At 50.7% G+C, this 22,501-nt stretch carries 28 protein-coding genes and 1 pseudogene; 13 read left to right on the top strand and 16 right to left on the bottom strand.

What is annotated here, in order from left to right; genetic code table 11:
• Positions 1-7 precede the first annotated feature (7 nt).
• Together MKQ70_RS43275 and MKQ70_RS17385 are read right to left on the bottom strand one after the other, a co-directional pair.
• A complete protein-coding gene (locus MKQ70_RS43275; RefSeq protein ID WP_282456575.1) occupies positions 8-181 on the bottom strand; it encodes a pyridoxal-phosphate dependent enzyme in 174 nt (57 codons plus the stop codon).
• A gap of 1 nt (position 182) precedes the next feature.
• Positions 183-998, bottom strand: a complete 816-nt coding sequence (locus MKQ70_RS17385) for a serine O-acetyltransferase (protein ID WP_248072872.1) — start codon at positions 996-998, stop codon at positions 183-185.
• 257 nt (positions 999-1,255) lie between these two features.
• Here MKQ70_RS17385 and MKQ70_RS17380 point away from each other — a divergent pair, with 257 nt between their 5' ends.
• Together MKQ70_RS17380 and MKQ70_RS17375 are read left to right on the top strand one after the other, a co-directional pair.
• Positions 1,256-2,599: a sigma-54-dependent transcriptional regulator gene (locus tag MKQ70_RS17380; protein ID WP_308199483.1), complete on the top strand. Its 1,344-nt coding sequence runs from the start codon at positions 1,256-1,258 to the stop codon at positions 2,597-2,599.
• Positions 2,592-3,281: an alpha/beta fold hydrolase gene (locus tag MKQ70_RS17375; protein ID WP_248072870.1), complete on the top strand. Its 690-nt coding sequence runs from the start codon at positions 2,592-2,594 to the stop codon at positions 3,279-3,281. Before MKQ70_RS17380 ends, MKQ70_RS17375 begins: the two co-directional genes overlap by 8 nt.
• Here the strand turns inward: MKQ70_RS17375 and MKQ70_RS17370 are convergent.
• Positions 3,247-4,146: a MerR family transcriptional regulator gene (locus MKQ70_RS17370; protein WP_248072868.1), complete on the bottom strand. Its 900-nt coding sequence runs from the start codon at positions 4,144-4,146 to the stop codon at positions 3,247-3,249. The two genes, MKQ70_RS17375 and MKQ70_RS17370, sit on opposite strands and share 35 nt — an antisense overlap.
• 227 nt (positions 4,147-4,373) lie before the next feature.
• Between MKQ70_RS17370 and lepB the strand changes: the two genes are divergently transcribed.
• The 4 genes from lepB to MKQ70_RS38715 all read left to right on the top strand — a co-directional run bounded on the left by lepB (position 4,374) and on the right by MKQ70_RS38715 (position 7,157).
• On the top strand, positions 4,374-5,504 hold the full coding sequence (lepB, locus tag MKQ70_RS17365; protein WP_248072866.1) for a signal peptidase I: 1,131 nt from the start codon (positions 4,374-4,376) through the stop codon (positions 5,502-5,504).
• 83 nt (positions 5,505-5,587) lie between these two features.
• Positions 5,588-6,016 (top strand): cytidine deaminase family protein, encoded by a 429-nt coding sequence (locus MKQ70_RS17360; protein WP_248072865.1) that lies wholly within the window; start codon positions 5,588-5,590, stop codon positions 6,014-6,016.
• Between the two features lie 248 nt (positions 6,017-6,264).
• A complete protein-coding gene (locus MKQ70_RS17355; RefSeq protein ID WP_248072863.1) occupies positions 6,265-7,038 on the top strand; it encodes a tetratricopeptide repeat protein in 774 nt (257 codons plus the stop codon).
• Positions 7,035-7,157: a hypothetical protein gene (locus tag MKQ70_RS38715; RefSeq protein WP_282456574.1), complete on the top strand. Its 123-nt coding sequence runs from the start codon at positions 7,035-7,037 to the stop codon at positions 7,155-7,157. The genes MKQ70_RS17355 and MKQ70_RS38715 overlap by 4 nt, the downstream gene beginning before the upstream one ends.
• 180 nt (positions 7,158-7,337) lie before the next feature.
• On the opposite strand, the gene MKQ70_RS38710 is transcribed toward MKQ70_RS38715, so the two are convergent.
• From MKQ70_RS38710 to MKQ70_RS17340, 5 genes are all read right to left on the bottom strand, one after another.
• Positions 7,338-7,418 carry a hypothetical protein gene (locus MKQ70_RS38710; protein WP_282457397.1) on the bottom strand — a complete coding sequence of 27 codons (81 nt, stop codon included), beginning with the start codon at positions 7,416-7,418 and terminating at the stop codon, positions 7,338-7,340.
• Positions 7,400-8,029: an arginine--tRNA ligase domain-containing protein gene (gene argS, locus MKQ70_RS38705; RefSeq protein WP_282456573.1), complete on the bottom strand. Its 630-nt coding sequence runs from the start codon at positions 8,027-8,029 to the stop codon at positions 7,400-7,402. Before argS (MKQ70_RS38705) ends, MKQ70_RS38710 begins: the two co-directional genes overlap by 19 nt.
• A complete protein-coding gene (argS, locus tag MKQ70_RS38700; protein WP_282456572.1) occupies positions 7,947-8,318 on the bottom strand; it encodes an arginine--tRNA ligase domain-containing protein in 372 nt (123 codons plus the stop codon). Before argS (MKQ70_RS38700) ends, argS (MKQ70_RS38705) begins: the two co-directional genes overlap by 83 nt.
• Positions 8,319-8,322: 4 nt before the next feature.
• The gene (gene argS, locus MKQ70_RS17345; RefSeq protein WP_248072860.1) at positions 8,323-9,264 is read right to left on the bottom strand and encodes an arginine--tRNA ligase domain-containing protein; all 942 of its coding nucleotides are present in this window, start codon (positions 9,262-9,264) and stop codon (positions 8,323-8,325) included.
• A gap of 129 nt (positions 9,265-9,393) precedes the next feature.
• Positions 9,394-10,686, bottom strand: a complete 1,293-nt coding sequence (locus MKQ70_RS17340; RefSeq protein WP_248072858.1) for an OmpA family protein — start codon at positions 10,684-10,686, stop codon at positions 9,394-9,396.
• 441 nt (positions 10,687-11,127) lie between these two features.
• On the opposite strand from MKQ70_RS17340, the gene MKQ70_RS43270 reads away from it, so the two are divergent.
• The 3 genes and pseudogenes from MKQ70_RS43270 (at position 11,128) to MKQ70_RS17330 (ending at position 14,190) form a co-directional block, all read left to right on the top strand.
• Positions 11,128-12,000 carry an Hsp70 family protein gene (locus tag MKQ70_RS43270; protein WP_443657264.1) on the top strand — a complete coding sequence of 291 codons (873 nt, stop codon included), beginning with the start codon at positions 11,128-11,130 and terminating at the stop codon, positions 11,998-12,000.
• Positions 11,997-13,033: pseudogene (locus MKQ70_RS43265) on the top strand (Hsp70 family protein). Before MKQ70_RS43270 ends, MKQ70_RS43265 begins: the two are co-directional and overlap by 4 nt.
• A 122-nt stretch (positions 13,034-13,155) precedes the next feature.
• Entirely contained in the window at positions 13,156-14,190 is a 1,035-nt protein-coding gene (locus MKQ70_RS17330) for a dipeptide epimerase (protein WP_248072856.1), read from the top strand.
• On the opposite strand, the gene MKQ70_RS17325 is transcribed toward MKQ70_RS17330, so the two are convergent.
• From MKQ70_RS17325 to MKQ70_RS17310, 4 genes are all read right to left on the bottom strand, one after another.
• Positions 14,123-14,650, bottom strand: a complete 528-nt coding sequence (locus MKQ70_RS17325) for a hypothetical protein (protein ID WP_248072855.1) — start codon at positions 14,648-14,650, stop codon at positions 14,123-14,125. The genes MKQ70_RS17330 and MKQ70_RS17325 overlap by 68 nt on opposite strands.
• Before the next feature lie 178 nt (positions 14,651-14,828).
• Complete coding sequence (locus tag MKQ70_RS17320; RefSeq protein WP_248072854.1) at positions 14,829-15,107, bottom strand: hypothetical protein; 279 nt, start codon at positions 15,105-15,107, stop codon at positions 14,829-14,831.
• The gene (locus tag MKQ70_RS17315; RefSeq protein WP_248072853.1) at positions 15,094-16,194 is read right to left on the bottom strand and encodes a C25 family cysteine peptidase; all 1,101 of its coding nucleotides are present in this window, start codon (positions 16,192-16,194) and stop codon (positions 15,094-15,096) included. Before MKQ70_RS17315 ends, MKQ70_RS17320 begins: the two co-directional genes overlap by 14 nt.
• A gap of 113 nt (positions 16,195-16,307) precedes the next feature.
• On the bottom strand, positions 16,308-16,610 hold the full coding sequence (locus MKQ70_RS17310) for a hypothetical protein (protein WP_248072852.1): 303 nt from the start codon (positions 16,608-16,610) through the stop codon (positions 16,308-16,310).
• Positions 16,611-16,721: 111 nt separating this feature from the next.
• Between MKQ70_RS17310 and MKQ70_RS17305 the strand changes: the two genes are divergently transcribed.
• Together MKQ70_RS17305 and MKQ70_RS17300 are read left to right on the top strand one after the other, a co-directional pair.
• Complete coding sequence (locus MKQ70_RS17305) at positions 16,722-17,243, top strand: DUF6807 family protein (protein WP_248072850.1); 522 nt, start codon at positions 16,722-16,724, stop codon at positions 17,241-17,243.
• A 221-nt stretch (positions 17,244-17,464) separates the two neighbouring features.
• On the top strand, positions 17,465-17,866 hold the full coding sequence (locus MKQ70_RS17300) for a DUF6807 family protein (protein WP_248072848.1): 402 nt from the start codon (positions 17,465-17,467) through the stop codon (positions 17,864-17,866).
• Here the strand turns inward: MKQ70_RS17300 and MKQ70_RS17295 are convergent.
• Positions 17,853-18,305, bottom strand: a complete 453-nt coding sequence (locus MKQ70_RS17295; protein WP_248072846.1) for a DoxX family protein — start codon at positions 18,303-18,305, stop codon at positions 17,853-17,855. The genes MKQ70_RS17300 and MKQ70_RS17295 overlap by 14 nt on opposite strands.
• Complete coding sequence (locus MKQ70_RS17290; protein WP_248072844.1) at positions 18,305-19,660, bottom strand: NAD-dependent succinate-semialdehyde dehydrogenase; 1,356 nt, start codon at positions 19,658-19,660, stop codon at positions 18,305-18,307. The genes MKQ70_RS17295 and MKQ70_RS17290 overlap by 1 nt, the downstream gene beginning before the upstream one ends.
• 99 nt (positions 19,661-19,759) lie before the next feature.
• Here MKQ70_RS17290 and MKQ70_RS17285 point away from each other — a divergent pair, with 99 nt between their 5' ends.
• Positions 19,760-20,296: an MFS transporter gene (locus MKQ70_RS17285; RefSeq protein WP_248072842.1), complete on the top strand. Its 537-nt coding sequence runs from the start codon at positions 19,760-19,762 to the stop codon at positions 20,294-20,296.
• A 43-nt stretch (positions 20,297-20,339) separates the two neighbouring features.
• Here MKQ70_RS17285 and MKQ70_RS38695 read toward each other — a convergent pair whose 3' ends face one another.
• Entirely contained in the window at positions 20,340-20,465 is a 126-nt protein-coding gene (locus MKQ70_RS38695) for a hypothetical protein (protein ID WP_282456571.1), read from the bottom strand.
• On the opposite strand from MKQ70_RS38695, the gene MKQ70_RS17280 reads away from it, so the two are divergent.
• Positions 20,457-20,927 (top strand): MFS transporter, encoded by a 471-nt coding sequence (locus MKQ70_RS17280; protein WP_248072840.1) that lies wholly within the window; start codon positions 20,457-20,459, stop codon positions 20,925-20,927. The genes MKQ70_RS38695 and MKQ70_RS17280 overlap by 9 nt on opposite strands.
• A 77-nt stretch (positions 20,928-21,004) precedes the next feature.
• On the opposite strand, the gene pyk is transcribed toward MKQ70_RS17280, so the two are convergent.
• A complete protein-coding gene (gene pyk / locus MKQ70_RS17275) occupies positions 21,005-22,501 on the bottom strand; it encodes a pyruvate kinase (RefSeq protein WP_248072838.1) in 1,497 nt (498 codons plus the stop codon).

Raw genomic sequence — 22,501 nt, 5'->3', positions numbered from 1 at the left:
CCGGGCTTCAGTTCACCACGGTCAAGCGCGCCTTTGATCTACCGTATGCGGCCCTGTCCTTTACGCTTCCGCCGGGGTTTTGGCCCTCAAGTTTTGCATAAATAGTGACGTTTGGGTTCGGTACTATATTTTTCAGCGCCACCATAGGGGTGTTGCCTACCAGGTCCAGGATTGATCTCATGTTAAACTACCTTGTTTTCTACTACGTTAATGGTGCCATCCGCCTTATAATAGATGCGCGAATACGCCGATACTGATTTGATCAGCCACACGTTCCCGCCGATTACACTATGATGACCAATGACGGTATCGCCGCCGAGTATGGTGGCCGCGGCGTAAATCACCACATGGTCTTCTATGGTAGGATGGCGTTTGTCTTTCGCCATGCTCTTGTCAATGCTTAATGCGCCCAGGGTTACGCCCTGGTACAGTTTCACATGCGCGCCGATGGTGGTGGTTTCGCCTATTACGATGCCGGTGCCATGGTCGATGCAGAAGTAAGGACCGATCACCGCGGCAGGATGAATGTCCACCCCAGTCCGGGTATGCGCGTGTTCCGTGATAATACGCGGCAACAACGGCACTTTTATATTGTGTAAGGCGTGTGCCACGCGGTACGCGGCAATCGCATAAAAGCCGGGATAAGCGCGGATCACTTCGTACAGGCAGGTGGCGGCCGGGTCGCCCTGTAAAATGGCTTCGGCGTCTTTGGTAAGGTCGCTGTAGATACCGGGCACCTGCGCCATAAATTGCTGGCTGATCGTGGTGGCGCTCACCGGCAAACGGTGTTGCACACCCTGTAACAGCGCTGCCAGCTGACCTTCCAGCACGGTGGCATAATGCTCGAGCTCCGCGTCTGCCATCACGCTCCCCGCATGTTCCGGGAACATCCAGTTGATTAGGTTATTGCTGAACGCAATCACCAGGTCAGTGGAGGGGTACGCATTGGCCGCAGCTTCGGCATGCCGCAATCTGAGTTGATGCAGTAAATCTTTCATATTTGGAACAGTTACCTTAACGGCGCTGTAAGTTAAAATTAGTCTTTCAGTATGTAAAGTTAGTAGACTTTTGCCAAATCGGCCTTTTTTCAATATTACCCGCACCTCCAACGTTATACAGGCGACCGGAAGTAACAGGTGCATCAGCAAAAAAGACTTTTAACGGCTATTTAACTGCATTGTGTTATTTTTGGCACTGTTTAATATAATGGACAGCACACTATGGCCAATATCCTGATTATCGACGACGAAAAAGTATCCGTAAAACGCTTACCGAAATTCTTAGCTACGAAGGTTATAAGATCGACGAAGCGGTCGACGGGGCAGAAGGGTTTAAAATGTTCCAGGGCAAAACGTATGATGCAGTGCTCTGCGATATTAAAATGCCGAAAATGGACGGCCTCGAGTTCCTCGAAAAAGCGAAAGAAATTAATCCCGATGTGCCCATTGTGATGGTGTCGGGACACGGTAATATAGACACCGCGGTAGACGCGGTGAAGAAAGGCGCGTACGATTACATTTCCAAACCGCCGGACTTAAACCGGCTCCTTATCACCCTGCGTAATGCGATGGACAAAACCACGCTGGTGGCCGAAACCAAAACGTTGCGCAAAAAGGTGAACAAGACACCGGAAATGATCGGGGAAGCATCTCCCATTATCAAAATAAAAGATACTATACAGAAAGTGGCGCCTACGGATGCCCGCGTGCTTATTACCGGCGAAAACGGGGTGGGGAAGGAAGTGGTAGCCCGCTGGATTCACGCTTACAGCAACCGCAGTGGTGGCCCCATCGTGGAAGTAAACTGCGCCGCTATTCCCGGTGAACTGATCGAAAGCGAACTGTTTGGTCACGAAAAAGGTTCTTTTACTTCTGCGGTAAAACAGCGCATCGGTAAGTTTGAGCAGGCGAGTGGCGGTACGCTGTTTCTCGACGAGATCGGCGACATGAGCCTCAGTGCACAGGCGAAAGTGCTGCGTGCTTTACAGGAAGGTAAAATTACCCGCGTGGGCGGCGATAAAGAAATAAGTGTAGACGTACGCGTAGTCGCGGCTACTAATAAAGATCTGCTGAAAGAAGTAGAAGACAAAAACTTTCGCCTCGACCTGTATCACCGTCTCAGTGTAATTTTGATTCACGTACCTTCTTTGAACGAGCGCCGTGAGGATATTCCGTTGCTGGTAGAGCACTTCCTCGACGGCATCTGTGCGGAATACGGCACTGCGCGCAAGACGATCGATAAAGATGCGATCAAGGCATTGCAGGCGCATAACTGGACAGGTAACATCCGCGAACTGCGGAACGTCGTGGAGCGACTGGTGATCCTCTCCGGCAAAACGATCGTAGCCGATGATGTGGAGAATTATGTAGTGCCAAATCACGACAAAAAAAAAAGCAACTACCTGAGTGACGAACTGTTAGATTTTAACAGGCTACATGAATTCCGCGAGGAAGTAGAACGCATCTTCATAGCATTCATGCTGCGCAAAAATGCCTGGAATATGACCCATACCGCCCAGGAATTGGGGATCCAGCGCAGCCATTTGTACAATAAACTCGAACGGTACGGTATAAAAAAATCCGGGGCAGACGATGAGTAAGCATATTTATCTAATCAGCGGCCTGGGGGCAGACGACCGGGTATTCGGCAATCTTGAGTTCCCCGCCGGGTATGAAACGCATTACCTGCCCCGGATTAAACCAGCCGGTCCGGACGAGTCTATCGAAGCCTATGCCGCACGCATGGCGCAGTCTATTCAACATCCCAATCCCATTTTGCTGGGCTTATCCTTTGGTGGTATGATGTGTGTGGAAATCGCGCGTTTCCTCGAAACGGAAAAGGTGATCCTGCTCTCCAGCATTAAGCACCGGAAAGAGCGGCCGCCCTACTACCGCTATAACCTGCTTTCTAAATTTGTGTTGACGAAAGTGCCGGACCGCCTCCTGTTCGGACGCCGGCGCCTGATCGTGGAGTATTTCCTGCAAACCGAAACGAAGTACGAACTGCAACTGGTGCGCGAATATCTTGCTAAAAAGGACTATGCATATACCCGTTGGGCGATGAGCGCCATCTGCCAATGGAAAAACGACTGGATGCCCGAAAGGGTAGTGCACATTCATGGCACAAAAGACCGTCCCTTTCCCATCCGTTACCTGCAACCCACGCATCGGATCAATGGCGGCGGGCACTTCATGGTGTTGAACAGGGCGGAAGAAATTAACCGCATCATTAAAGAATCACTGGAAATTAACGGACAGCCGCTTTTTTCGACTTCCTTGTAAACTCAATAATTTCATCTAGCGAGTGTAATGCCCTGACATTGGCGGGCAAGGTATGCGCAATGCGCTCCGTCTGCGGTCCCGACACAATGATCTGTACGGCAGGGAACATATCGGCCATCTCGTGTAAAAAAGCGTCCATGTCTTTTTGCGAAAAGCAGGTGAGCATATGGGTATAAATATGCGTTACGCGGCGGCGGTCGGTGAAGAACTTCAGGTCCTCCAACGGTACGCTGGCGCCGAGGTTAACCACCTGGCAGCCGTGTTGTTTCAGCAGGTATTGTACGAACAGCAAGGGTATTTCATGGTACTCACCCTCCGGCAAAAACAGCAGGAAGCTGTCGGTACCGCTTTCGCGCGATAGCTCCAGCCCGTCAATGGCCACCATCATCTTTTTACGGACGATGAGCGAGGCAAAATGCTCCTGTGCGGGGTTAACGCAGTCGTTGAGCCAGAGCAGTCCCACGCGTTGCAGGAAAGGATAAATTACCTGCAGGATCGTTTTTTCAAAACCAAAGCGGAGCAATGCGTTATTAAACACTTTCTCGAAACGCTGCTGGTCAAAATCGATCATGGCTTCTACCAGCTGGTTGCTTAAAGGCTGAAAGAGGTCTTCTTCCAACTTTTCTTCCAGCGAGCGGCGGCGGATTTCCTCGTCGGTCATTTCTGCGATCTTGGAAATTTTAACGCCGCGGTGGTAGAGGTAAGATACGCGCATGATGTGCTTCAGGTCGTCGTTGTCGTACACCCGGTGATTGGTATCTTTTCTTTTAGGCCTCAGCAGCTTATAGCGCTGCTCCCATATACGGATGGTATGGGCCTTGATACCGGTAAGCAATTCAATATCTTTTATGGTGAAACTGTTCAAGGTAGTATATCTAGAATTAAACAAAAATAGAGATTAAGAAGTTGAACGAACGTGCTATTTTTTTCCTTCTTTTCCCGGTTTTAAGAAAACTTTTACGTCAATAAAGCTGGTTAGAATTAGCAGAATATTATATTTGTTGCTTAAAGCACTTAACATTACATCTAAAATTCACCAATGAATCTTGCATTTTGGAGAAAGAAAGACGGTCCGCCCAAAAGAAATCGCCTTTGCGCGAATGGATTGACGCGGCAGTTTTTGCGATCATTGCAGCCACGCTGATCCGTACTTTCATTTTTGAAGCCTATACCATCCCTACTCCTTCGATGGAGAAAACACTCCTGGTTAACGATTTCCTGTTCGTAAGCAAGATCAGTTATGGTCCGCGTGTTCCCATGACCCCGCTGGCCGTGCCTTTTACACACCATACACTGCCCTTCACTAAATACACGAAAGCATATTCTGAAGCTGTGCAATGGAAGTACCGCCGCTGGTGGGGCTTCTCCGACATTAAACGCAATGACGTGGTCGTATTCAACTTTCCTGAAGGCGATACCGTTGCGTTAAACCAGCAGGACGCCAGCTATTATGGCCTCGTGCGCGCTTTTGGCCGTGAAAAAGTGTGGGACTCTTTAGGTCCCGTTACTTCCCGCCCGGTAGATAAACGCGAAAACTACATTAAACGTTGTATCGCCATCGCCGGCGATTCTGTATATGCGATCAATGCTGTGGTATATGTGAACGGTCAGCCTGCGGAAGTGCCGCCGAAAAGCCAGCATTACTACAGCGTGTATGCTCCCAACGGCGGTCTAAACCTTTCCACGCTCGAAGATATGGGCATCGAAGGTGGTCGCGGCGGAGATGGCAGCAGCGCTATCTACAATTTAACGAAAGACAACGTTACAGAATTGCAGGCGCTGAAACAGGCGGTAACCAGCGTGCAGCCTTATATTCCCAACGGCCCTGGACAGGGTGCTTCCAACGATTTGCTGTATCCTTTTGTAGACTCCCTGAACTGGAATAAAGATAACTTCGGACCGATTTACGTACCGAAGAAAGGTGCTACCGTTAAACTCGACAGCATGAGCATTAACTTCTACCGCCGTGCGATCGCTATTTACGAAGGCAACAAGCTCGAAGAAAGAAATGGTCAGTTCTACATTAATGGCCAGCATGCTACCGAGTATACCTTTAAAATGGATTACTACTGGATGATGGGCGATAACCGCGATAACTCACTGGATAGCCGCTATTGGGGCTTTGTTCCGGAAGATCACGTAGTAGGTAAAGCCTGGCTGATATGGATGAGCTACGGCAACAATGGCATCCGCTGGAGCCGTTTGTTCCGCACCATTCACTAATCAGTTCAACAACATATACTTAAAAGGGATGAAGGGCAACTTTCATCCCTTTTTCTTTATATAGAATTCCTTAAATTGTAGGAATGAAAAAAGTGACGGAGTCCTTTGACTACCTGCAATATGACGATCTGCAGCAACTGGCGCCTGAAGACGCTTCATTACTGGTGCATGCGCAGCAAGCTGTGAAACATGCATATGCGCCGTATTCTAATTTCCAGGTAGCGGCCGTGGTGAAGCTCGATAATGGGGAAACGCTGACGGGTACTAACCAGGAAAATGCTTCTTATCCCGTGGGGATCTGCGCGGAGCGTACGGCGTTGTCGGCTGCTTCGTCGGTGTATCCGGGGTGGGTATCGAGGCGATTGCAGTCAGTTACCGCAACGAAAACGGGGAGGGGAGCAGTCCTATTTCGCCCTGCGGCATTTGCCGGCAAACATTACGGGAGTACGAGGTGCGGCAGGGCAAACCGATCCGTATTATCCTGGGGGGACAAACAGGTCCGGTGTGGCTGATTGACAGTGTAAAAGATATTTTGCCCTTTTCTTTTAGTGCAGATAGTATGAAATAACACAAACGTTATTTGTTATAAATTATAAGATATTTATATTTGTGAAAAGGGGGCTTAAACCTCCCCGCCTATATGACCGTATCCCGAACCTGTATCCTATGGCTCCCGTTGCTGCTATTGACTGTTGGCAACCCTGTTATAGCTTCCTCGCCCGAGAATGATCACAAGGCAAAAAAACTGTACAGAGAAGGTTTGGCGCTGAAACAATCAGGCCAGTTAACTGCAGCACAGGCTTGTTTTACAGCCGCCATTCGGGAAAACGAAAGTTTGACCGACGCTCACCTTGAGCTGGGCCTGTTATTCCGCCAGCAGCAGCAGACTGAATCCGCGAAGCAGCAGTTTCTCGTACTTTTGAAAAAGGAACCGTTCCATAAAGCAGCTTTGCAAAACATGGCTGAACTTTATTACGAACAGAAGGCCTTTGAAGATGCGCTTACCCTGGCTCTACAGGCTCAGGAAGCAGGTGCAATAAGGATGGAAAAGATGATTGGCCTATGCTATTACCACCTGGACCATGCCGATAATGCAATACGCCACCTCTTCAAAGCGTTGGATGAAGAGCCGGACAACCCGGCGGTTCCCTATAAAATAGCGCAAGTGCTGGCACTGAAAGAACGCTATACCGAAAGTATCGAATACTACCACGCTTCCCTCCGGATTGACAGCACCCAGGCCAACTTATTTTTTGAACTTGGAATGATTTATTACAACATGGCAGACTTTAAACATGCCGCCGGCGCCTTCGAAAAAGCCAACGCTTTAGGTCGCCCCGCAGATGCGGATTTTTATTTTAACCTTGGCAATGCCTGTTTGCGGCAATCAGAAACAGAAGAAGGCATTCGCCACCTGACAACGGCGCTCACCCTGCGTCCGAAAGACATTCGTATTATGCTTTCGCTCGCTAATGCGTATTACAAAAACAAGATTACACCCATGCGCTTACGCAGTGGAACGGCATCCTGGTGATGCAGCCCATGAACGCGTTCGCGATGTTTATGCTCGGTAAATCGTATATCGGCGCGGGGCAACTGGTAAAAGGCCAGCAGATCTGCGACCAGGCGCTTGCGCTTGGCGATGTAAAATAAGATACTACTTACGCCACAGGATTCAAAAAGCGCAAAGCGGCCTTGTACATGGCAAGCGTGCAGGAAACTGTTTTGTGTTTCCCGTGGTATTTTTTTGGGAGGGATGTTCGTAAAGGGCATCCCTTTTCTTTTAGCGGAAGGGGCATATAAAACGGGCCGCGATACTTCGCGGCCCGTTTATTACATTCTTTCCGGAACGTTGATGCCTAAGAGCTTTAAGCTCTGTGCAATCGTATTCGCCGTCAGGGATGCGATCTGCAACCGCAGGTGTTTTTTCTCTTCGTTTTCCGCATCGATAATCGAATACACATAACGGCCGCTTTCCTTTTTGCATAGAAAGAGTTGAAGCTCTGCGCCAGCTGGAACGCGTAGTTCGCGATCACCGCCGGGCTGGTTTCCCTTGCTGCTTCTTCGATCACGTTGCCGAATTGTTCGTTCAGCACGATCAGTTCTTTCTCCAACGGTAACAGGTCCTCGGTGTACTTGAACGCGCCGGACAGGTTAGTGCCGCCCAATTCGCGCAGGATAGAGCGGATACGCGCGTAGGCGTATTGGATAAATGGTGCGGTAAAGCCATGCAGGTCGATAGATTCCTCCGGGTTGAAGATCATTCGCTTACGCGGGTCCACTTTCAGGAGGAAAAACTTGATGGCGCCCAGACCGATGGTTTCGTAGAGGCGTGTCAGTTCATCTTCCGAAAAGTCTTTTACCTTGCCCAGTTCCTGCGTTTGTTGTTTGGCAGTGGCCAGCATCTCGTCGATCATGTCGTCGGCGTCCACCACAGTGCCTTCACGGCTTTTCATACGGCCGTGCGGCAGTTCCACCATGCCGTAGGAGAGGTGATGAATGCCGGAAGCGCAGGGCTCCTGCATTTTCTCCAGGGATCAGTTTCAGCACTTTAAAGTGGTACGCCTGCTCGTCGGCCACCACGTACATGCTCTGATCCATGTGGTAGTCGTCGTATTTGAGGCGGGCGGTACCCAGGTCCTGCGTCATGTACACCGAAGTGCCATCGCCGCGCAGGAGCAGTTTCTGGTCCAGGCCGTCGGCCGTCAGGTCGATCCACACAGAATTATCGTCTTTACGGAACAGTACTCCTTTCTCCAGGCCTTCTTCTACAAAGGATTTGCCCAGCAGGTAGGTTTCACTCTCGTAATACATTTTGTCAAAGTCGATGCCCGTGGCGTTTGTACGTTTCGTCGAAACCTTTGTACACCCACTGGTTCATGTTGCTCCACAGGCTGCGTACATCCGGGTTGCCGGCTTCCCATTGCTGCAGCATGATTTTCGCCTGCACCATGATCTCCGTTTTATTACGCGTGAGTTCTTTGATCTCGTCGGTAATCTTGCCCAGTTTGTCTGCGTTGTCCTGGTTCTCCGGTTTAATGAAGGCGGCATGGAGTTTTCTTACTTTCTCCAGCTCCTCCCCGTCAAAATCGGAGAATTTGCCTTCTAGTACGCGGGAAATGATCGGTTCGGCCTGTTCTTTCAGGATGCTTTCGAACTTCACATAGTAGTCGCCAACGAGGTGGTCGCCTTTAATGCCGGTGCTTTCCGGCGTATCGCCATGGGCGAACAGCTGCCAGGCCAGCATCGATTTACAGATGTGGATGCCGCGGTCGTTTACCAGGTTGGCTTTAATCACTTCATAACCGTTGGCTTTGAGGATTTCGGCAATCGAATAACCCAGGAAGTTGTTCCGGAGGTGACCGAGGTGCAGCGGTTTGTTGGTATTGGGAGAAGAATATTCCACCATTACCTTTTTACCGTTGGCCGGTTTTTGTGCGGTCGTTTTATTATTAAAGGCCCCCTGTAAAAAGTTGGTCCAGTAATTATCGCTGATGCTCAGGTTCAGGAACCCTTTTACCACGTTAAACTTCGAAATCAGCTCGGGAAAGGCTTTTACCATGGCAGCGCCAATCGCTTTGCCGGTTTCTTCCGGGCTTTGGCGGCTCATCTTGGTAAAACCAAAAGTAACAACGGTATATTCTCCCTCAAACTCGGGCTTGGTGATATTCACGGCAATGTCCTGCGCCGTTACCGGCTGCTGGTATATTTCCTGTATGGCTGCTATCGCAGCGGTCTTAATGGCAGATACAACACTCATGCTGTTAAAAATTGTCAGAGGGCAAAGGTAATCGGAAATCCGGATATCCCCTAAAACGGGCGTTTTCTGGTAATAACAATGGCGGGACAGTGATCCTGCCCCGCCATTACATTTGATATCAATACTAAATTAATACAACACAAACTCTACCCTTCGGTTCTGCTGCCTGCCCGCCGCTGTTTTATTGCTGGCGATCGGCTGCGTTTGTCCGTAACCGACAGCTTCTACTTTAGATGGATTTACACCACGGCCCACCAGGTATGATTTCACCGATTCGGCGCGTTGTTTCGATAATATCATATTGCTTTCCGCTTTACCTACATTGTCGGTGTGGCCGCTCAGTTTGATGCTGAAGCCTTTTTGCGTGAGCAGTTCGGCTACACGGTCCAGGGCCGGGAACGAAGCGGCTTTGATGCTTGCCTTGCCGGTTTCGAACTCGAGGTTTGCGATGGCTTCGCGTACCAGGCGGTTATCCGCTTCGGTCACAAAAATTTTCACCTGTTTCGGCTGCACGGTATCGCGTGGCAGGGTACAACCCGCACCATCTACTTTTTCGCCTTTAGGCGTATTAGGACATTTGTCGAACATGTCCGAAACACCATCGCCATCGCTGTCTGCCGTTAGCTTTGCCATATCGGCGGCCAGTTTGGCATTAGCTTCTTTCTGTGCGTCCAGTTCCAGTTTTACCTGGTCGCGTTGTGATGACAGGTCGTCATACATTTCCGCGATCGGGTTATGCCAGGCCAGCTGCGGTTTCGATTTTTTACCCAGCGGGAATTCCACGCCTATATAACCATAGGAGTATTTGTCGCGCCCAATGCCATTGGGTACGCCATCGAGGTTATCGCCATCCGGGTAATGCATCGTGTAGCCGATGTCGAAGTTCACGGATTCAGACAGTTTAAACTTCAATCCCGCGCCAACCGGTACAAAAAATTCGGTGATGTTGCCGTTGGGCTTGTAATCGGTGGTTACATTACCCGTGGTGGTAATCGTGGGCTTGTAGCCTGCCAGTCCGCCACCTGCCGATACGTACAGCTGCATAAAATTCCTTTTGGCAAAGAAGTTCATGTTCGCCACGTTAAATACCGCGTTAAGACTGCCCGACCACTGCAGCTGTGTTTCGAACTGTGAGTAGGGACTGTTGGGAGCAGAGCCGTTGCCCAGCTTTTTGTCATTGTTCCCCTTCAGCTGTCCGCCAAGGAAATCGGCCCGCAAAGACATAAAATGCAGCAGCTGCCATTTTACGTAGGCGCCGTAGCCGTAAGACAGCTGCCATTTCGTAAAGTCGTTGTGCCCGCCGGTAAAAGCTACGGGCGCCAGTGCGCCGCCGTTAATGCCGATGGACCAGGTACGGTATCCTTCGGTGCCTTTAAAAAGCCCGGCCGGGGCGGTTGTTTCGGTGTTTCGTGGAGTGGACATATCGTCCTGTGCTTGTGTGCATAAGGGGAGAATGCGGCCGTCAGCACCAGGGCCGCTGCAAGGAAGTTTGTTTTCATGAGAAGTGGTTGTGGTACGTTTATGGGTTGATCCAAATTTGGGGCCATCACGCCGTATAAACCGGTGATAGCGAGTAAATTAAGCTGGTGATCTATTTGTCTTAATAATTGAAAAAAGCCATGGACGTGCATTTGGGCTGGTAGCGGGCCCTTGTGCGTGAACATATAACAGGCGGCAAGTGTTTTTGTTTAAAGCCGCAATCCCGGGAATTGTTGTGACAGGTTGTGGAAGGCCGAAAATACAGGGGAAAGACAGGGTGACTGCCAATATTGCACATTTTGTCACTTGGCATAATCATTGACTAAACTACTGAAAATCTGCACAACAGGTTTACACTAACTAAAAGGAGAATAATTAATAATCATGGGAAAGATCATAGGTATTGACTTAGGAACTACCAACTCTTGCGTTGCCGTAATGGAAGGTAACGAGCCGGTAGTAATTGCCAACGATGAAGGTCGCAGGACCACACCTTCCGTTGTGGCATTTTTGAAGAACGGGGAAAGGAAAGTAGGCGATCCTGCAAAACGCCAGGCGATCACTAACCCTGTTAATACCATCATGTCAGTAAAACGTTTCATGGGCGGTCGTTTCGACGAGGTTACCAATGAAGCGGGGCACTGGAGCTACAAGGTAGTAAAAGGCGATAACAATACACCCCGCATCGATATCGATGGCAGGCAATATACGCCGCAGGAAATTTCAGCAATGATTCTTCAGAAAATGAAGAAAACTGCGGAAGACTACCTCGGCACAGAGGTAAGTGAAGCGGTAATTACCGTGCCGGCTTACTTCAACGACGCTCAGCGTCAGGCAACCAAAGAAGCCGGCGAAATCGCAGGCCTCAATGTTCGCCGTATCATTAACGAACCTACGGCAGCAGCGCTGGCTTACGGTCTCGATAAGAAAAGCGAGGATAGCAAAATCGCTGTATTCGACCTTGGTGGTGGTACATTCGATATCTCCATCCTCGAACTCGGTGATGGTGTATTCGAAGTAAAATCTACCAATGGTGACACCCACCTTGGTGGTGACGACTTTGATAAAGTGATCATGGACTGGCTGGCCGACGAATTCAAAAAAGAAGAAGCGGTTGACCTGCATAAAGATCCGATGGCATGGCAGCGTCTGAAAGAAGCATCAGAGAAAGCAAAAATCGAATTGTCTTCTTCACAGGAAACTGAAATTAACCTGCCTTACATCACTGCGGTAGATGGTGTTCCCAAACACTGGTGAAAAAACTCAACCGCGCGAAATTCGAGCAGCTGAGCGATGCACTGGTAGAAAGAACCCTCGCCCCGTGTAAGAAAGCCCTGAGCGATGCTGGCCTTTCTACTTCCGACATCGACGAAGTGATCCTGGTAGGCGGTTCTACCCGTATTCCTAAAATCCGAGAAGTAGTAGAGAAATTCTTCGGTAAAAAACCGAATAGAGGTGTGAACCCTGATGAGGTGGTAGCTATCGGCGCCGCTATCCAGGGCGGTGTACTTACCGGTGAAGTAAAAGACGTACTGCTGCTGGACGTAACCCCGCTGTCGCTGGGTATCGAAACCATGGGCGGCGTGTTCACCAAACTGATCGAGTCTAACACCACCATCCCGACCAAAAAATCTGAGGTGTTCTCAACCGCTGCTGACAGCCAGCCGAGCGTGGAAATCCACGTACTGCAGGGCGAGCGCCCGATGGCCGCGCAAAACCGCACCCTCGGCAGGTTCATCCTCGCTGATATTCCGCCTGCTCCCCGCGGTACGCCTAAAATCGAAGTTATCTTCGATATCGACGCCAACGGTATCCTGCACGTAACTGCGAAAGATCAGGGTACTGGTAAAACCCAGAACATCCGTATCGAGGCAGGTAGCGGTCTGAATAAAGAAGAGATCGAAAAATGAAGAACGAGGCGAAAGCCAATGAAGCTGCCGATAAAGCTCAGCGCGAGACGATCGAAAAGCTGAACCAGGCCGACAGCACCATCTTCCAGACAGAAAAGCAACTGAAAGAGTACGGCGATAAGATCCCTGCTGATAAGAAAGCACCGATCGAAGCTGCACTGGAAAAACTGAAAGCCGCCCACAAAGCGCAGGATGTTGCCCAGGTAGATGCCGCTATGACAGAAGTTACTAACGCCTGGACAGCTGCTTCAGAAGAAATGTACAAAGCAACACAGGGCCAGCCAGGTGCCGATGCAGGCGCGGGTGCACAACAGGGCCAGCCTAACCAGGGCGCTTCCGGCGACCAGGTTACAGATGCCGAGTACGAAGAAGTGAAATAGTACATAGCTATAGATAATTGGTTTTTGAAGGCCCCGGTTTACCGGGGCCTTTTCTTTGCACCTTTCTGCCGCTTTGTTTTAAAAAAGTTGCATGAATCTGCAAATACTCCTATCTTTCTTACATGGAATTACAGTTTTACCCCGTGGCGCTGAAGTTCAGGCACACCTTTACCATTTCCCGCAAGTCTAAAGACGTGCAGCCGCTGCTCGTCATCGCCTTGTCGCAGGACGGGCTTACAGGTCTCGGCGAAACGGCCGATAATTCCTATTATAACATCACCGTACCTATGCTGATGGAAGACGTGGAAAAGCACCGCGAGTTCATCGAAAGTTATGAGCTGGACACGCCCGAAGCCTTCTGGCAGGACATGTACCCGAGGCTGCAGCACAACCTGTTTGCGCTCTGCGCCCTGGACCTCGCCGCCCACGACCTCTACGCTAAAAAGCAAAACAAGAAGCTGTATGAAGTGTGGGGACTGGACATCTCCCGCAACCCGCTTACCGACTACACTATTGGCATCGATACCGTGGAGAACATGGTGAAGAAGCTGATGGAGTTTCCATGGCCGATTTACAAGATCAAACTTGGGACGAACGAGGATATTGCGATCATTACCGAACTGCGTAAACATACTAACGCAATATTCCGGGTAGATGCGAACTGCGCCTGGGGTGTGGAGGAAACTTTGCGCAACGCCGCGGCATTTCGCCAGCTGGGCGTGGAGTTCATAGAACAGCCTATGCGTGCCGATAATTGGGAAGGCATGAAGGAAGTGTACGAAAAAAGTGCCCTGCCCCTCATTGCAGACGAAAGCTGCATCGTGGAGCAGGACGTGGAAAAATGTAATGGATACTTTCACGGCGTTAACATCAAACTCACCAAATGCGGCGGTATTACACCAGCCCGCAGAATGATCGATACGGCAAAGCGCCTGGGCATGAAAACGATGACGGGCAGTATGAATGAAAGTACCGTCGGCACATCGGCCGTGGCACATTTACTGCCTTACCTCGATTATACCGACATGGACGGTCCGCTGTTGCTGGCGGAAGATATTGCCGACGGCGTGAAAATCGTGGACGGGCGCATTATTTACGCCCAGCGGCCAGGAACCGGGGCTGTTCTTCTTCCGGACGTTTCTTCCCGAAAAAGCTGAAGGTGTACGGTTTAAAATCGTTGCGTACGACCATAAACCCGACCAGCCGGTTTTCTTCTCTTCTTGAAAAATACACCTTGTTGTTAAACAGCCAGTCGCTGGGCGGGCAGCCGAGTGCATAAGGTGTTCCGCGTTTAAAGACGGGCATCATGATAAAGTCGTAGTCGTCGGAGCCGGCTACGAGGCCCTTTACGTGCACAAAATCGCGCAGCTTTTTGTACAGGGTAGTGTCTGCTGCCAGTGTTCCGTAAAAATAGGCGCCGTCTACACTGTCGATCGACAGGATGTAGCGGTAAGTCTTTTCGGTAGTGCGGAAGGACACGTTGTAGCATCCGGTAAGACTGTCGGTCTTTTCCCGGAAATGCCGGTTGTGTTGTTGTGCATGAACAACAAGTGAGCTGCAAAGCAGCAATAGCATAGCCATGCACACACCCGGTTTGTTTTTAGAATGGCGATTCATAAACAACGAGTTTAGTGGTGACGGGTAAAATTGCCACGAAGTTCCGGAGAATAACCGTGCGGAAAATACCGGTGTTATAACAGAGGTTTATACGGCCAGCCTGTAACGCAGTACCAGTAAGGAATTTGGTATGCTATTAATTCTTTAGGTAGATAAGATGAGCAGTTGGGCAAGTTTTCTAGTCCTCCGGCGGAGCAATTTCTTTCCATGACCGGGCAAAGAAAACGTAGTCGCTGATGCGTCCTGATGCTTCGATATACTTGCCGGCCAGGGCTTCCAGCGGATTGTCCATAAACGGGTTGCCGGCGGCAGGGCGTATGAGGTATACGGCGTCGCCGGTATCGAGGTGTACGCCGAGGTGTTCGCTTTTGGTGGTGCGGCCAAAAGTGCGGAGAATAAGCCTGCCGCGGAGTGTAACCGCGGCAGGCGTGTTTTTATGTGGTTTATTTTCTGACATATTCACGGTATCCTACAATCTCGTTATTTCTTTCTTTCACGACCAGCACTTTCGTATGTTTAAACTTGCCGTGCTGGCTGCTCTCCGAATATACGCGAAATTTCACCGGTTGTGCAAATGCTTTTATGCCACTACGCGTTTGCGCCGCTTTGGGTGCGTTCTCAAAAATACGCAGGGTGGCATTGGCGGAAAACCCTCTTTGCTCGAGCAGGTCTCCCACCAGTTTAGGCGAACTTTCGTGCCGGGGTTTTACCACAATTTCCTGGGGCGTGGTGATGAAGGTTTCGAGCAGCAGTCCTTTTGCTTCGAGGCCATCGCGGCGATTGGTGCGTGTGTTTGCGTCCGGCTCCCCTAGGCCGCGCAGGGCAGGGGCTTCAGGCAATGCCACTACTTTCACGGAAGGGTCGCCCAACAGGTAAAACTGCGCAAGGGTTTTTAACTCGTAGGGATCTAATGTTGGCCCCATTTCGTCGAGGAAACGCTGGCGGGCCTTCAGCAATGCTTCCCCGGTTGACGATCCTTTTATCACATTGGTCAAGAAATATTGGGTGATAAGGTCGGCCAGCCCATTGCCTTTTGCGGGGCCGTACGCAATCGTGGAGCTGCCCAGGAAGGCCAGCGCGTGGTGTTGCAGGTAAGTATTGGCAACACTCGGCTGATCGAATTCCGTGAGGTTCGGATTGTATAACTGCGCACCATAGCAGCATTCCGCCGCGACGATGGTACCCGGTGTAACCTTTTTAGCCATGAGCGAAGCGTTTACAGCTTCCGGGTAATTTTTGCCCTTCTGCCCGTAAAAGCAGGGATCTTCCAGCGAGCCGTGGCAGTTGATAAAATGTGTTTTCGGTTTGAACTGGGTGCTGGTCCATTTCGGCCCTTTTACCGGCGAAATAAACAGGGTATCGCTGCCGCCGAACATATTACGCAGGCTTTCTTCCGTGGATTGCCGCCATTCGAATACGCTCACGGAAAAGTACTTTTTGTAATCCTTATCGCTGCCGGCTTTGTGGCTAATTACATCCTGCACCAATGATTGGAAGTAGGCGGGATCGGCAACACCGGGAATGTCCGGGAGCCTTCCAACCACCCGTGTTGGTGCAATGAACTTCGCGGGATTGGTATTGTACGCGGCTTCGCAGGCGTATGGCAGATCGCTGGGGATTTTTTGATCTTCGTCATCGTCGCTGAACAGCAGGTTGTTCAGCGATTGAAATGGGATGATATCCTGCGCTCCCGCCAGCAGGAGGTAGTCGGGGAGAAGAACCTGTACACCGCATCGATCGCATCTTTGTTTTGCTTCGCGTTTTCGGGATCAGTAACCGGCTTTGCTTTGTATTGGGCCATGTCTTTCGCATGGTCGAGGAACACGAGTTGCGTGGTCAGTCCGCGTTGCCGGTCGTATGTCTGTAGTTTTTTAAGGTCGTTGAGGATGGATTTGTGTTGCTTCCCATACTTACGGGTCAGCGCCGCCACGTTGGTGACGATCAGTTTATCAGTTTTCATTTGGGGTTGATTTAGTAGCGGAAAGTTACGTATTATTCCTATTTTGTAATTCTAACCCATCCCGTTTATGAAACAACTGCTGGTGTTTTGTCTTTTTTTATGTTGAATGCCATGAATTCGTCTGCTCAAATGCTTGCCGAAATTACCGTGAAAGCAGGCAAGTATGCCCGTAAAAACGCGATCGCCTGTTTATCGCTCGAGGCCTTCGCTAACGTGCCCACAAGTAATTTTGTGTTGAAGTCGGGGTCGCGGGAACTCCCGGTGCAGGTAGAAGAGGGCGCTGTCCGTAAGTTATGGTGGCGCGTTAACGAAGCCTTACCGGTGGGCGGAAAGGTGCAATACGTGCTTTACAAAGGACAGTCGAAACAAACGCCTGCTCACATCAACCTGAAGGAAGAAAATGGCGCACTGACCATAGAAGGACTGTTGCAATACAATTACGCCACGGTAAATCCGCCGGCCGGCGTAGATTCCGCTTATCGGCGCAGCGGCTTTATTCATCCGCTGTGGGCGCCAAATGGGGCCGAACTCACCGGCATTCATCCTAGAGATCATTACCACCACTTCGGCATCTGGAACCCCGGACCGACGCGGAATTCGAAGGGAAGGAAGTGGACTTCTGGAACCTCGTAAAGAAGCAGGCAACAGTAGCTTTCAAAGGATTTTTAAGCAAGACGCAGGGGCCCATCTGGACAGGCTTTGCTGCCCTGCAGGACCATATCGTATTCAATCCTGAAAAAACGGCCCTCAATGAAGTATTGGATATCAGGGCCTACGACGGACTCGATACCGGGATTTCAATTCCATACAAAGCTGCGCTACATCAAGTCCTTTGTTATTGAAGCAATACCGTTATGGCGGCGGGTTTAACATCCGCGGCAACGCCGGCTGGAACGCCAGGGAACAGCAGCATGCTTACCTCCGAGGGCCGCACGCGCAACAATGCCGATTCTTCTTTAGCAAGATGGATAAAGATTGCGGGTGACACGGAAAAAGGAAAAGCGGGGCTGCTCATTATGTGCCATCCTTCTAATTTCAACTTCCCGGTGCCTTTAAGGGTTTGGCCGGATAAGGACCAACATGTATGCGTGTTCTTCACACCAACGAAAAACACGCCCTGGCTGATGACATATGGGCATACCTATGCACAGCGTTACCGCGTGAAAGTATTCAACGGCGACATCAGCGCTGCCGAAGCCGAAGCAGCCTGGCAGGAATACGCCTACCCGGTGGAAGTGAGCGTTAAACACTTATAGCCGACCACCAGATCCACCAGATATATACCGGTTGAAACAACAACCGCGACCAGGTGTACCAAGCCTTCGCGGGCAATCCGCCCGGTGCGGGCAGGCCCGCTACCGCCACCCGGATATTGGCGGGAAACATCAATACAAGTAAGATGATCAATCCCCATGCGCTCCAATACTGCGTGGCCGGGAATAACAGCCCTGCGCCCAGCAATATCTCCAGCACACCGCTGAAGATCACAAGCGCTGTGGGGTAAGGTAACATGCCCTCGATCATGTAGGTGAGCTGCTGCGGTTTACGCAAATGCATGAAGCCAATAAGCACGAACATAATAGCGGCCGCGATCCGCGCTGCGTCCTGCCAGTGCGCTAGCAGCGGGATGTTGAAAAGATAACCGATAAGGGCGAGTAGTAAGCCGAAACTGAGCAGTCCTGCGAGAAAAGCCATTACTGTATGTATACCGTTTTAATATTGAGAAATTCATGCACACCCTCCAGCGACAATTCACGGCCGTAGCCCGATTGTTTGATCCCGCCGAAAGGCAGACGGGCATCGGAACGGACCATTGCATTCACGAATACGTTGCCACTTTCTATCTGGCGGGCCAAAACAGCCGCTTTTCCGAGGTCTTTTGTCCAGAGTGAGGCACCCAGTCCAAACTCTGTTTTATTGGCCAGTCTGATGGCTTCCTGTTCGTTTTCTGCGGTAATGATCGCCGCGAGCGGACCGAAGGTTTCTTCGTCAAATGCTTTCATGCCTGGTTTTACATCTGCAAGCAGGGCCGGGGTGAAGTTGCAGCCTTCGAGTACGCCGCCTGCCAGTACCCTGGCCCCGAGTTTCAGGGTGTCGTTCATCTGCTTCAACAAGTCTTCTGCCAGGTCCGGGCGTGCCATAGGGCCGGTGTTGGTCGTGTCCAGCATCGGGTCGCCCTGTTGCAGGTGATGAATAATGTCCTGCACGCGTGCCGTAAAATCAGCCGCCACCGTCTTTTCCACGATCCAGCGTTTGGCGGCAATGCATGATTGCCCGGCGTTTTGCATACGCGCCTGCACGGCTATTTTCGCAGCCTGTTCAATATCCGCATCTTTCAATACGATAAAAGGATCGCTGCCGCCCAGCTCCAGTACTGTTTTTTTGATGTATTTGCCTGCCAGTGAGGCCACGCTCATGCCTGCGGGTGTACTGCCTGTCAGCGTTACTCCCTGCACCCGCCGGTCGGCAATTACCGGTTCTAAATGTTGCGACGATACCAGCAGCGATTGAAACACACCTTCGGGGAAACCCGCGGTGATGAAGGATTTTTCGATGGCCAGCGCGCAGCCGCTCACGTTGCTCGCATGTTTCAGCACGCCGGTATTTCCCGCCAGTACGTTGGGTATCGCAAATCGGAATACCTGCCAGTATGGGAAGTTCCAGGGCATAATCGCCAGAATAACACCTTTCGCTTCGTAGGATACGTAGCTGTTTTGCGCATCTGAGGCGATCGGTTTCGGGCGCATCATGTCTTCGATATGATCGGCATAATATTCGGCAGTAGTGGCGCACTTCAGTACTTCAGCCCTGGCTTCTTTTAAGGTTTTGCCCATTTCCTGCGTAATGATCGTGGCGTGGGCATCTACCTCCTGTTGCAACACGGCCGCCAGTTTTCGCATCAGTTCCGCCCTTTTTTCGAGCGGTATTTGTTGCCATTGGTGGTAAACCTTGTCGGCAAGCGCCAGTTTCCTTTCTATTTCCGCGGGCGTATGGGCGGGGTAGGTGGCGATGGTTTCCTGGGTGTACGGGTAGATGCTGCTGAACGTCATAAAATCTGCTTTTGTTGATGGTACTGTAAATTTAACTCAAATAGTCACGATTCGTACAACCAGCTTTCGGTGGCAATTGGCTAATTTTGTCCTGCTAATATGGAACAGAAAACAGGTTTAAGCAGGTGGAACATTATCATCATGTCGATGTGCACGGGATTGATAGTGGCGAATATTTATTACAGCCAGCCTTTGCTGGTGCTGATTGCCAAAGATTTTGGGGTATCGGAGAGCAGCGCGGGACAGGTAACTTTCCTTACACAGGCGGGTTATGCACTCGGCTTGTTCTTTTGTGTGCCACTCGGCGATAAAATAGAGCGTAAGCGCCAGATCCTCGTGATGGCGGCATTGTCTTTACTGGCGCTCGTACTTGCGGCTTTGTCGCGAAACATTTTTTTACTTAAACTCAGCGGCCTGTTTATCGGCTTTACCTCCGTTATTCCGCAGCTGATCCTGCCGCTGGCCGCCAATCTTGCGGACCCGGATAAAAGAGGTAAGATCGTAGGCTCGATCATGAGCGGTTTGCTCGTGGGCATCCTGTTATCCCGCACCCTTAGCGGTATAGTGGGACAGCACTTCGGCTGGCGCGCGATGTTCTGGATCGCGGCGGGTATCATCTTTTACTGTGGATACTGATGTGGGCCTCGTTCCCGCAAAGCCGTCCGAACTTTAAGGGTAGTTATGGAGAGCTGATGGGATCTCTTTTACGCTGGCGAAGGAACAACCGCTCCTGCGCGAAGCGGCGGCCATCAATGCCTGTGTATTTGCCTCTTTCGGCCTGTTCTGGGTAACGATCGTGTTTCACCTGGCGAAGGCGCCGTTTAACTATGGCAGCGATGTGATCGGGATGCTGGGGCTCGCCGCCGCTGCCGGGGCTTTAGGCGCTCCGCTCATTGGGCGTATTGCAGATAAAAAGAACCCGCGTATCGCTATTGGTTATGGATTGCTATTGGTGCTCCTGAGTTTCGCGATTTTCTGGCTGTCGCACGCGAGCATTGTGGGTATCGTAGTGGGTATTGTAGTGTTGGACCTGGGTATCCGGGGTGTGCATGTGTCTAACCAGACGCGTATTTACGCCATTTTACCGGAAGCGCGTAACCGCATGAATACCGTATTTATGACGGTAAGTTTTATTGGTACGGCCGCTGGCTCGGGCATTGGGTTAATTGTGTGGAAGGCGGGCGAATGGACGGCGGTGTGCCTCACCGGGCTGCTGCTCGTGTCGCTGGCGATTGCCATCTATGCATTTACTTACAGGAAGAAGTAATCACATCCACATAAGAAAGAAAAAAGCGTACCATCGGAAGACGGTACGCTTTTTTAATATATTGACCAGTAACGAGCCTACTTTTCGTCTTCTACGCGTGTGATCTTGATCATGTTGGTTGGCAGGTGTTCCTTAACCGGTGTGGAACCAGTGTTTACCACCACATCGTTGTTTTTCAGGAAACCGCGTTCTTTCAGGATGTTGATCTGGTCCTGAACGATATCGTCTACGCTGTTTTCTTCTGCATAGTAGAAGGCGCGTACACCCCAGCTGAGGCTCAGCTGATTTACCAGCGTTTTCTCTTTAGTAAATACGTACAGCGGTGATTTCGGACGGTAGCTGGAGAGCATGAAGCCGGTGTAACCGGAAGCGGTCATGCCGATCAGTGCGTCGGCATCCGTGTCTTCCGCAATTTTAGCCGCGTTGTAACACAGCGCATCGCTCAGGAAGGTAGGAGAGTGGCGGTGAGGGATCAGGTTACGGTTGTAAATGATCTCTTCTTTTTCCACTTCGCCGATGATTTTTCTCATCGTCTGGATCACCAGCGTGGGATGTTGGCCGGTAGCAGTTTCGCCACTTAGCATTACCGCGTCGGCGCCTTCCAGTACGGCGTTGGCCACGTCGGTAATTTCAGAACGGTTCGGACGGCTGCGGTCGATCATGCTTTCCATCATCTGTGTAGCCACGATAACGGGTTTCGCGCGGTGGATACATTTGCGGATGATGTCTTTCTGGATCATCGGGATCACTTCCACGGGAAGTTCTACGCCGAGGTCACCGCGGGCAATCATCACGCCATCGCTTTCCCAGATGATCTCTTTCAGGTTCTGGATCGCTTCCGGCTTTTCTATTTTAGAAATGATTTTCAGTTTGGAGTTGCGCTCTTTAATACGGTTGCGCAGGTCAACCAGGTCGGCCGCGTTACGAACGAACGACAGGGCAACCCAGTCAGGCGCCTGGTCAATGATGAAGTCCAGGTCCACCAGGTCTTTTTCTGTCAGAGAAGGCAGTTCTACCTTGGTATCGGGCAGGTTAAAACCTTTTTTGGAAGACAGGATGCCGCCGAGGGTAACTTCTGCTTTGATTTCCTGGTTAGCGGTCACCTCTTTTACGACAGTTTCGATTTTACCGTCGTCCAGCAGGATTTTCTGACCGGGACGAATATCTCTATGGAGGTTATGGTAAGAAACATAGATACGATCCATGTTACCTACACATTTTTCGTTTACGAAAGTGAGGATGTCGCCGGTTTTGAGCGGCAGTGCGTTGTTCTCAATCTCTCCCACACGCAATTTCGGACCTTGCAGGTCGGCCAGGATGGCGACGTTGTAAGGCTGAGTTGCATTAATCTCGCGGATATAACCAATAATTCTGGCTTTGTCTTCGTGGCTGCCGTGAGAGAAGTTCAAACGGAACACGTTAACACCGGCTTGAACCAGCTCCAGCAATTTTTCATAGGTATCGCAGGCAGGGCCTACGGTTGCTACTATCTTCGTTTTATGTGAGGAGTGTTCACGTCCTGCAACGTTGTCCATTTGACTGTGATAGTATTTCGACAGGTCTTTTGTACTCAT

This window comes from Chitinophaga sedimenti, from assembly GCF_023156195.1.
GTDB lineage: Bacteria > Bacteroidota > Bacteroidia > Chitinophagales > Chitinophagaceae > Chitinophaga > Chitinophaga sedimenti.
Note: the sequence above shows the minus strand (reverse complement) of the source record. Positions and strands in the feature narration are given on the sequence as shown.

Excerpts from the sequence above, each read along its gene's own strand:
- MKQ70_RS43275 (WP_282456575.1), bottom strand. The coding sequence starts at position 181 with ATGAGATCAATCCTGGACCTGGTAGGCAACACCCCTATGGTGGCGCTG.
- MKQ70_RS17385 (WP_248072872.1), bottom strand. The coding sequence starts at position 998 with ATGAAAGATTTACTGCATCAACTCAGATTGCGGCATGCCGAAGCTGCG.
- MKQ70_RS17375 (WP_248072870.1), top strand. The coding sequence starts at position 2,592 with ATGAGTAAGCATATTTATCTAATCAGCGGCCTGGGGGCAGACGACCGG.
- MKQ70_RS17360 (WP_248072865.1), top strand. The coding sequence starts at position 5,588 with ATGAAAAAAGTGACGGAGTCCTTTGACTACCTGCAATATGACGATCTG.
- argS (WP_282456573.1), bottom strand. The coding sequence starts at position 8,029 with ATGCAGGAGCCCTGCGCTTCCGGCATTCATCACCTCTCCTACGGCATG.
- argS (WP_282456572.1), bottom strand. The coding sequence starts at position 8,318 with ATGTATTACGAGAGTGAAACCTACCTGCTGGGCAAATCCTTTGTAGAA.
- argS (WP_248072860.1), bottom strand. The coding sequence starts at position 9,264 with ATGAGTGTTGTATCTGCCATTAAGACCGCTGCGATAGCAGCCATACAG.
- MKQ70_RS17340 (WP_248072858.1), bottom strand. The coding sequence starts at position 10,686 with ATGTCCACTCCACGAAACACCGAAACAACCGCCCCGGCCGGGCTTTTT.
- MKQ70_RS43270 (WP_443657264.1), top strand. The coding sequence starts at position 11,128 with ATGGGAAAGATCATAGGTATTGACTTAGGAACTACCAACTCTTGCGTT.
- MKQ70_RS17330 (WP_248072856.1), top strand. The coding sequence starts at position 13,156 with ATGGAATTACAGTTTTACCCCGTGGCGCTGAAGTTCAGGCACACCTTT.
- MKQ70_RS17325 (WP_248072855.1), bottom strand. The coding sequence starts at position 14,650 with ATGAATCGCCATTCTAAAAACAAACCGGGTGTGTGCATGGCTATGCTA.
- MKQ70_RS17320 (WP_248072854.1), bottom strand. The coding sequence starts at position 15,107 with ATGTCAGAAAATAAACCACATAAAAACACGCCTGCCGCGGTTACACTC.
- MKQ70_RS17310 (WP_248072852.1), bottom strand. The coding sequence starts at position 16,610 with ATGAAAACTGATAAACTGATCGTCACCAACGTGGCGGCGCTGACCCGT.
- MKQ70_RS17305 (WP_248072850.1), top strand. The coding sequence starts at position 16,722 with ATGAATTCGTCTGCTCAAATGCTTGCCGAAATTACCGTGAAAGCAGGC.
- MKQ70_RS17300 (WP_248072848.1), top strand. The coding sequence starts at position 17,465 with ATGGCGGCGGGTTTAACATCCGCGGCAACGCCGGCTGGAACGCCAGGG.
- MKQ70_RS17295 (WP_248072846.1), bottom strand. The coding sequence starts at position 18,305 with ATGGCTTTTCTCGCAGGACTGCTCAGTTTCGGCTTACTACTCGCCCTT.
- MKQ70_RS17290 (WP_248072844.1), bottom strand. The coding sequence starts at position 19,660 with ATGACGTTCAGCAGCATCTACCCGTACACCCAGGAAACCATCGCCACC.
- MKQ70_RS17285 (WP_248072842.1), top strand. The coding sequence starts at position 19,760 with ATGGAACAGAAAACAGGTTTAAGCAGGTGGAACATTATCATCATGTCG.
- pyk (WP_248072838.1), bottom strand. The coding sequence starts at position 22,501 with ATGAGTACAAAAGACCTGTCGAAATACTATCACAGTCAAATGGACAAC.